The following is a 9838-nucleotide window of genomic DNA, read 5'->3' as shown; positions in this document are numbered from 1 at the left end:
CGTTGAGCAAAATGTTCTTCAGAAAAAATCCGGTCAGACGGCTATTCGTTATGCCAGAACAATCCGTTGGCGTATTGAAGGCCTGGGTGATGAGTTTATGACTGATCTTTTAGCCGCGAGTGAACGTGCCTATGTCCAAATGCTGATGATGTCATTACTCATTCATTCTCCGGTTGTCGCTTATTTTATGCGACTTACCTTAGCCGAAGCTCGTCGCACCTATAAACCCTCTTTAACCGCTGATGCATGGTCTGAGTTTTATGACACGAGAGTGCGGGCATATGCTGAGCTTGGCGGTTTTTCTGACTCAACTGTCAAAAAAATGGGTAACAACGCAATTAAGGCACTGGTTGATAGTGGCTACCTGAGTGATAGCAGGACAAAGAAAATACAACCTGTTTACCTAATGCCAGAAGTTAAAGACTGGTTAGTTCGTCTGGGCCGGGAAGATTTGATTGAGGTAATGGAGTGCACAATATGAAGGCTCTTCAGACCAGGCTTGATCTGATACTGGAACGAATTGAAAGCCCTAAGTTTTTGAAAAACGATGGCTTGGGCAATGAAATTGGATTTTGGGTATTTGACTATCCAGCCAAGTATGAACTGCTTGTACGAGAGCACATTAAGCACGTTGACGAAAAACTCAACAAGCGTGGTTACCGCTTTGTCCATCTCAATATTTTTGAAGTCTTGATAGATATGCTTGAGGAGCGAGGCCTTTTCGACCGAGCTTGCCAGCGTGAATTGCAAGTCGGTGTTGATGGCCTTCGAAAAACACTAGCCGGGCCTCTGAGCCAAGAGAAAGTGGCAAGGTATATCGCGGACAAATATAAGCCATCAGAACTTGAGTTTGTGTTGCTGTCAGGCTTAGGCAGTGCGTGGCCTCTTATCCGAGGACATGAGTTACTTAGTGCTCTGCAAGACGTTATGGGTAGCACGCCATTAGTGCTTTTCTATCCGGGTGAATATAGCGGAAGGGATTTGCATCCTTTCGGCATGATCGAATCTAAAAACTACTATCGCGCCTTCAAGCTTGTGCCTGAAGACGGTAAAAAAAATTAAGAGCAGGGAGCCTCCCGAATGAAAATTGAACAGATTTTTTCCAAGAAGTTGACGCGTGATATTAACGGCGTTGTTAAAGCGGAACAGAAAGACAATGACAGTGTGTATGTCGAACTTGATGAGTATGTTGTAACCCGAGAGCTAGATCGACATTTTCGCGCTTTCTTTGAGGCTTACGTTCCATCTGTGACGCAAAGTGGCGCATCAATGTCAGGAAAAATTGGTGTGTGGATCTCTGGCTTCTTTGGTTCGGGTAAGTCTCACTTCCTGAAAATTTTGTCTTACCTCCTCGAAAATAAGTCTGTCGAAAAGGATGGCCAAGGCCGTCAAGCATTTGAGTTTTTTAAAGACAAAATCAACGATGCCATGCTGTTGGCCGATATCCAAAACGCTGTTACCAAAGACACTGATGTTATTCTTTTTAACATCGATTCACGAGCCAATACGGATGACCGAGAAAATGCCATTCTTAAGGTCTTCCTCAAAGTCTTTAATGAGCGTGTAGGATACTGCGCTGATTTTCCTCACATTGCGCATTTAGAACGCGAGCTTGATAAGCGTAATCAATACATGTCTTTCAAGGACAAATTTGCTGAGTTGACTCAATCAACTTGGGAAAAGGAGCGTGACGCCTATGACTTCTATCGAGACGAACTTTCAGAAGCACTCGCTCATGCCAGTGAGCAATCATTAGAGTCTGCCAAAGCGTGGGTTGAACAGGTTGAAAACAATTTCCCGCTAGATATCCGAAACTTCTGTAAGTGGGTTAATGAATACTTAGATCGAACTGGAGATCGTAACCTTCTTTTCTTAGTCGATGAAGTCGGTCAGTTTATCGGTAAGAACACACAAATGATGTTGAAGCTTCAGACCATTACTGAAGATCTTGGCACATATTGTGGTGGCAGAGCTTGGGTCGTTGTTACCTCTCAGGCAGACATTGATGCTGCCATTGGTGGTATGGATAAGCGCGATGGCGAGGACTTCTCTAAAATTCAAGGGCGTTTTAGTACCCGCTTGCAGCTGTCGAGCTCGAATACCTCGGAAGTTATTCAAAAGCGTTTGTTGTCCAAAACGGAAGAAGCTCGTACACACCTCATCGATGTGTTTGCTGAAAAGGGCGACATTCTTCGTAACCAGCTGACATTTGATAAAACGACAACTGCGTCTCTAAAGGGCTACACCGACGCTCCGTCTTTCGTGGACAACTATCCGTTTGTGCCTTACCACTACACGCTGGTTCAAAAAGTGTTTGAGTCAATTCGAACAAAAGGCGCGACGGGTAAGCACTTAGCCATGGGTGAGCGTTCATTACTTGATGCTTTCCAATCAGCTGCAAAACAGATGAAGGACTCTGGCCTTGATGTGTTAATCCCGTTTTACAGTTTCTATGCACCGATTGAAAGCTTTTTGGAGCCAGCGGTTAAGCGAACGATTGACCAAGCCTGTGAGTTGGATTCCTTAACAGAATTCGATGGCAAGATTCTAAAAACTCTTTTCTTGATCCGTTATGTGGACGTTGTCAAAAGCACACTAGACAACCTTGTGACGCTGTCAATTGATCGAATCGATGCAGATAAAATTGCGCTGCGTAAACAAATTGAAGAGAGCTTGAATCGTCTTGAACGCCAATTGCTGATTGCGCGTAATGGTGATGAATTTATCTTCCTGACCAACGAAGAAAAAGAGATTGAAAACGAGATCCGCCACACTGACGTTGAAATGTCAGAGGTCTCTAACAAGCTTTCAGCAATCGTATTTGACGGTATTTTGAAAGGTAATCGTGCCTATCGATACCCGATTAATAAGCAAGACTTTGCGGTGAGCCGTTTTTGCAATGGTCATCCAAAAGATGGCACCACGCTGGAAGATCTAGTCATTAAAGTCATTTCACCTTTGGATTCGCACTTTGAAAATTACTCCCACGATCAAGCCTGCATCAATCATACGCTTGAGGCTGATGGGTGCGTGCTCGTCAAGCTGGGCGAACATAAACGTCTTTGGGATGACCTGACAACCTTTATAAAAACTGACCGATTCTTAAAACAAAATTCAGGACAGCGACCAGAGCAAGAACACCTTCTCCGCGAAAAGCAGATGGAAAATATTGAGCGTGAAAAACGCTTAAGAACGGATTTTGAAGCTTTGTTTGCAGAGGCTGACGTTTACGCTATCGGCACAAAACTACCGAAGAAATCAGCAACGCCAAGTGCCATCGTCGAAGAAGCATACAAATACGTTATCGAAAACACCTTCGCTAAATTGAACATGCTCAAGGCGACGCCTGGTGAAGTTTTGCGTGAGCTACAGGCCGTACTTGTTGCTGATGATATTGCTCAGAGTGGACTGGATCTTCAAGCGGATGAATGTAACCCAGAAGCTACGCGTGAGGTTGAGCAGTACGTAACGCTAAAAGTCGAGCGTAATGAGCCTGTTTACTTACGTGACATCGTTGCCCACTTCGGCAAGCGCCCGTATGGCTGGCCAGACAATGAAATCTTATTGCTCACTGCAAGGCTGGGCTTGGCTGGAAAGTTATCTTTTAGTACCCAGGGCACAGATCTGGCGTTGAAAAAAGCTTACGAGCCGTTTACCAGCGTGCGTAAACGCGGTGAGATCCGTGTACATAAAATCAGGCAACATGACGAGCGCCAAATCAAAAAGGCTGCTGGTCTTGTTAAAGAGATCTTTTCAAAAACCTTTACCGGCTCTGGTGAAAAGGAGCTCTACGAATTAGTGCGCGATGAATTACTGGCTTGGAATGAAGAGCTTAAATCATTCAGAACCAAGTCACAGACAGGCCATTTCCCAGGTAAATCTCAAATTGACGATGGTCTTGCATTGGTCGCGGGTATTCTTGAGCAAACTTCAAGCTTCGCTCTTATCACCCGATTCTTAGAAAACGCTGATGCCCTTGAAGAGTTTGCTGAGGACTTTGAGGATCTTGATGACTTCTACAATAGCCAATTTCAAACTTGGCAAGCCCTTGCTGGCGCATTGAACGAGAAGTTTAAGGCCAATAGACCCGCGTTAGAAAAAGACAGTGAAGCATTAAAAGCGCTCACTGAATTAGAACGCATTTACAATATGCCCTCACCGTATGAGCAGCTGCGCCACATTAATCCGCTTATCGAGCAGGTGGCAAAAGTTAACTCAACATTGGTTGAAGAAAAACGCACTCATGCCTTAGAGCGTGTTGATCTGCGCATCGGACGTGTAAAAGAAGCGTTAGCTGAAGCTCATGCACCGTCTGAACTACAGAACCAAGCACTGCGCCCGTTACAAATGTGCAGACAGCGCATTGAAGCGACCTCTTCAATACCACAAATTATCAGTGAGCAAACTGAAGCGGAAGGTTACGAGGACGAAGCCTATGAGTTGCTGAATGGCTTTATCGAAGATCAACGCAAAAAAGCTGAAGCTGAGCAAAGACATCGTGAACTCGAACAGAAGAAACGCGAAGAGGAAGCAGCGAAAGCCGGTAAGGCAGCTCCAGCACCTGAGCCAGCCCCCGAACCAGTACAGCCACAGCCGGTTGCAAAACGTACTGTAACGATTAACCCAACCGATGCCATGGCAAAGTCAGTAACAACCGGATTCATTGAGAGTGAAGCCGAAGTTGATGCCTATCTTGCCGCTTTAAGAGAGCAGCTGATTGCTGCGGTCAAAGCTGGCGACCGAGTAAGAATTAAGTAAGAGGCAACGGATAGCTATGTATCAAGCGGGTGGAACAATAAGATCATTACTCGACAAGGTTGCTGAGCAGGAATACCTGTTACCGGCCATCCAGCGAGAGTTTGTATGGCGACCAGAACAGATCTGTCGTCTATTTGATAGCCTGTTGCAAGGTTACCCGTTTGGGACCTTTCTATTCTGGAAGATAAAACCAGAGAACCGGGATAGTTATCAGTTTTATCAGTTCATGCAGCATTACCATGAGCGCGATAACTACCATTGTGAAAATGTCACTCAGTTACCGGAACGCGAGTTCATTGCCGTCCTAGATGGACAGCAGCGGATTACCGCTTTGAACATCGGCCTACGCGGTTCATTTGCGTGGAAGCTGACAGGTAAATGGTGGAGCAATGATGACGCCTTCCCAGTGCGCAGGCTTCACTTGAATCTGTTAAGCCAGCCCGACTTGGAAACTGGGTCGATGTATGACTTTGAGTTCCTAACCGACGATAAAGCCTCTTTGGATGCATCTGAACAATACTGGTTCCGTGTAGGCCGGATCATGGAAGAGGAAGAAGATGCACTTATCGATGAAGTTGCTGATGATGCTAGGTTGAGCTCGGAGCAACGCAAAGAGGCTCGCTCAACTCTTCGTCACTTGTATCGAACTATCCATGACAAAGATAAGATTTCGTTTTACGAAGAAAGTGATCAGAGCCTTGAACGTGTTCTGAATATCTTTATCCGCATGAATAGCGGCGGCACTACTTTGTCCTACTCAGACTTACTACTTTCAATAGCCGTAGCGCAGTGGAGCTCGTTAGATGCCCGTGAAGAAATTCATGCATTAGTGGATGAGATGAACCGTGTTGGTGATGGATTCAACGTATCAAAAGATCTCGTTTTAAAAGCAGGCTTAATGCTCTCTGACATCGGTAGCGTGGGCTTTAAGGTTGAGAACTTTAACAAGGAAAACATGGCGATTCTCGAAAAGAACTGGACGCCAATTCGTGATGCGTTATTGCTCTCAATGCAGCTACTTGCAAGTTTTGGTTTTAATGCACAAAACCTCAGAGCAACAAGTGCCATCCTCCCGTTGGCCTATTACCTGCACCACCGAAAGTTAACGGCAAGCTACCTTTCTAGGGTTGAATATGCGGTCGATAGAGAATGCATCAGAAACTGGCTCATTAGGTCGTTGTTGAAAGCGTCAGGCATCTGGGGAAGTGGTTTGGATACCCTGCTTACTATGCTTCGCTCAGACATTAAACAATCGGGTGATACGGGTTTCCCGCTAGCGAAAATTGAAGCGACCATGCAACAGCGTGGTAAATCGTTGCGCTTTGACCCAGAGGAAATTAGTGAACTAGCGCAGTTGGATTATGGTAATCCGCGTACCTTTGCCTTGTTGACTTTGTTGTTCCCAGGATTCGATTTTTCACGACACTTTCATGTGGACCACATTTACCCCAAAGGTTTGTTTACGCGTAACAAGCTTGCAAAAGTTGGTGTCCCAGCTGAACAGCTAGATGAACTCATCGAGGCATCTAATAAGCTGCCAAACCTTCAACTGTTGGAAGGGACAATCAACAACCAGAAGCGGCAAAAAATGCCCCATGAATGGTATGCGCAGCAGTGGCCTGATGTGAATGCAAGACAAGCACATCTGCAATCGCAAGCCATAACATCATTACCTGAACAACTAAACCAGTTTATGGACTTTTACCGCGAGCGTCAGGAAACACTGCTTGCCCGCATTAGAACTGCATTACAACCCGCAAGCAGCGTAGAGACAGAATAAGAGGCGCAAGATCATATGAATACGAATAACATGAAAAAATACGCACCAAAAGCGCGCCGCGAATTTATGGATGCGGTAGCTAAACGATTAAATACCTTTGGTATCACCGCGAATAAAAAGGGCGAGCTACAAATTGCAGAAGCGAATCTACAAGGTTCTGTGCTTCAAATCGCCGGTAACAGTTTTGACGGTAAACTGGCCGAGCCCAGAAAACGCATAGTAGCCAGAAGCCAGAAACTTGGGTATGCACAACTTATTGAACAAGTAGCTTATACCTGGTTCAACCGTCTGTGTGCTATTCGCTATATGGAAATCCATGACTATCTAGGCCACGGTTTTCGTGTTTTGTCGCACCCAGACAACCCTAAAGGCTTTGAAATTATCGACCATGCGCAAGACGCTGCGGATGAACTCGGATTAGATAGAGCTCGCATTGTTGAACTCAAGCTTGCGGGCAACAAAGACGAAGAGCTGTATCGTGAACTGCTGTTAGGCCAGTGCCATAAGCTTCATGAAGCGATGCCTTTCTTATTTGACGCATTGGACGATGAAACCGAGCTTCTTCTACCAGACAACCTAACACGTACCGACTCAGTTCTGCGTGGATTGGTAGACAGCATTCCTGAAGAGGACTGGCAACAAGTCGAAGTGATTGGTTGGCTTTACCAGTTTTACATTTCTGAAAAGAAAGATCAGGTAATGGGTAAGGTGGTCAAGAGTGAAGACATCCCTGCCGCCACCCAGCTATTTACACCCAACTGGATTGTGAAGTACCTGGTACAAAACTCAGTCGGTCGCCAATGGCTGCAAACCTACCCAGACTCTGCCATTAAAACGCAGATGGAATACTACATTGAGCCTGCTGAACAATCTGACGAAGTTAACCAACAGCTAAAGGCTATTACGCCAGAATCTATTGAACCTGAAACCATCAAAGTACTTGACCCGGCTTGTGGTTCGGGCCACATATTGATTGAAGCTTACAACGTACTAAAAGCCATCTACGAAGAACGAGGTTTCCGCTCTCGTGACATTCCAAAGATGATTCTGGAGAACAACCTCTACGGGCTAGACATTGATGATCGTGCAGCGCAGTTATCTGGTTTTGCGCTGATGATGATGGCTAGAGATGACGATAAGCGTATTTTTACCCGTAACGTGCGACTCAATGTACTGTCATTGCAGGAAAGTAACCATATTGATCTACCGACCTTATGGAAAGCACTCAACCTATCGGGAAGTTGGCAAAGCGGCACGTCCCAGGGCTTGTTCTCAGATGAAGAGCAAGATTTAAGCTCGTTCAATGCAGACAACCGTTACCAACTGCTGAAGCGAACATTGGCAAGATTTACTCAAGCCAAGACCTTTGGTTCATTGATTGATGTACCAAGCGATGAGCATGAGCAGCTAAAAGAACTAATGAGTACTCTTTTCGAATTGCAAGAGTCAGGTGACTCAATGCAAAAGCCAGCAGCTAAGCAGTTGATTGAATTTGTTCATCAGGCATTGGTTCTGTCGATTCGTTACGATGCTGTTATTGCGAATCCTCCGTATATGGGCGGCAAGGGAATGAATGGACGACTGAAAGTATTCCTGCAAGATTTCTACCCAGACTATAAGTCAGACCTGTTTTCTGCATTTGTAGTCAGATGCTCGAAGCTCGGAGCTGAAAATTCAAATATCGGAATTATGTCACCGAATGTTTGGATGTACATTGCCTCGCATGAACACTTGCGCACTTTTCTTACTGAGAGCCGTGCACTGTATTCACTTGTTGAACTTCCATTGACAGGCTTCAAGGGAGCGACCGTACAAATTTGTGCGTACAACTTTAGCAATAAGCGGTCTCCTAACCTTCAAGGTGGCTACATCAGGCTTGTAGATTTCAAGGGAGCCGATGAAGAGATGGCTGCCCGTACAAAGGAGGCCATTCGAAATAATGATTGTGGCTGGTTCCACCATGCCTCTGTGAGAGATTTCTGGACCATACCAGGAAGACCAATTGCTTATTGGGTGTCTGAAAAATTCCGCCAATCATTTGTGGAAACAAAAAACTTAAAGGACGTTGGTGAGCCGCGTCTTGGAATGGCAACGGGTAATAACGACGTATATCTTCGTCTTTGGCAAGAAGTGTCGATCCGAAAGGTAGGACTCGGATTTGATTCAAGAGATGCGGCTTTGGCATCAGGAAAAAAGTGGTTTCCATATAACAAAGGCGGGAAATTTCGCCGATGGTATGGAAATAACGAATTTGTCGTTAACTGGGAAAACGATGGTCAGCTTCTGCGTAATACGCTGCATCCATCTGGCGAGAGGATTTGGGCACATAACTTCAACTTGGATTACATTTTTAAGCCTTGTCTGACTTTTACCGCAACAAGTTCATCATATTTTGGGATTAGGTACTCCGAAAAGGGGTTTTTATTTGATAATAAAGGATCATCCTATTTTTCCAATGCTGAGAAATTAAAACCAATTCTGGGGCTGCTGGCATCAAAACCAGCCACTGCAATTCTCAAGGCAATTAATCCAACTGTTGAGTTTCAGCCTGGAAACATTTCTATTATTCCATTTTTTGAAGAACTTGTGCGACCAGATGTTTCTAATCAGGTGCAGTCCATAGTTGGCATCTGCAAAGGTGACTGGGACGCCTATGAAACCTCTTGGGATTTTACTCAGTTTCCGCTATTAGATGCCCGTTTCCATCAGTCGCCACTGTTGGCGAGTTATCAGGCGTTGCGTGCATATTGGCAGGAGATGACTACGCAGATGCAAGGTCTGGAAGAGGAGAATAACCGCCTCTTTATCGACGCTTACGGCTTGCAGAATGAGCTAACGCAGGAGGTACCGTTAGATGAGATCACGCTGACCTGCAACCCCCATTACCGTTACGGCGCTAAGTTAACCGATGACGAGCGTGAGGAACGCTTGCAAAGCGACACTCTTGCCGAGCTGATCTCTTACGCTATCGGCTGCATGATGGGGCGTTATTCGCTGGATCAAGAGGGCTTGGCGTATGCCCATGCAGGCAATGAGGGATTTGATGAATTAGTACAAGAAGGTGCTTATCAAACTTTTCTCGCCGATGAAGACGGCATTATTCCATTAACCGACCAAGAATGGTTCAAAGACGATGCTACCAACCGGTTCCGTGAGTTTGTTCAAGTTGTTTGGGGTGATGATCATCTGCAAGAAAACTTGGATTTCGTCGCCGAATCACTATGTCTCAACGCCATTAAACCGAAAAAATCTGAATCAGCTCTGGAGACGATTCGCCGTTATTTATCGACTCAGTTCTAT

Annotated in this window: 5 protein-coding genes; all 5 read left to right on the top strand. The window is 45.4% G+C overall.

Annotated elements, in window-relative coordinates; genetic code table 11:
• A partial coding sequence (locus HSP_RS0106565; RefSeq protein WP_010129449.1) for a BrxA family protein occupies positions 1–481 on the top strand: 481 nt, incomplete at its 5' end.
• A complete protein-coding gene (locus tag HSP_RS0106560) occupies positions 478–1062 on the top strand; it encodes a DUF1788 domain-containing protein (RefSeq protein ID WP_010129448.1) in 585 nt (194 codons plus the stop codon). The genes HSP_RS0106565 and HSP_RS0106560, both read left to right, overlap by 4 nt.
• An 18-nt stretch (positions 1063–1080) precedes the next feature.
• Positions 1081–4758 carry a BREX system P-loop protein BrxC gene (gene brxC, locus HSP_RS0106555; protein WP_010129447.1) on the top strand — a complete coding sequence of 1226 codons (3678 nt, stop codon included), beginning with the start codon at positions 1081–1083 and terminating at the stop codon, positions 4756–4758.
• 16 nt (positions 4759–4774) lie between these two features.
• Positions 4775–6538, top strand: coding sequence for a DUF262 domain-containing protein (locus HSP_RS0106550; RefSeq protein ID WP_010129446.1), 1764 nt, complete (start codon positions 4775–4777; stop codon positions 6536–6538).
• 15 nt (positions 6539–6553) lie between these two features.
• Positions 6554–9838 (top strand): BREX-1 system adenine-specific DNA-methyltransferase PglX (gene pglX / locus HSP_RS0106545; protein ID WP_010129445.1); only part of this gene is annotated, 3285 nt, incomplete at its 3' end.

The sequence above is a fragment of the Haemophilus sputorum CCUG 13788 genome, assembly GCF_000238795.1.
In the GTDB taxonomy this organism is placed as follows: domain Bacteria; phylum Pseudomonadota; class Gammaproteobacteria; order Enterobacterales; family Pasteurellaceae; genus Haemophilus_A; species Haemophilus_A sputorum.
Note: the sequence above shows the minus strand (reverse complement) of the source record. Positions and strands in the feature narration are given on the sequence as shown.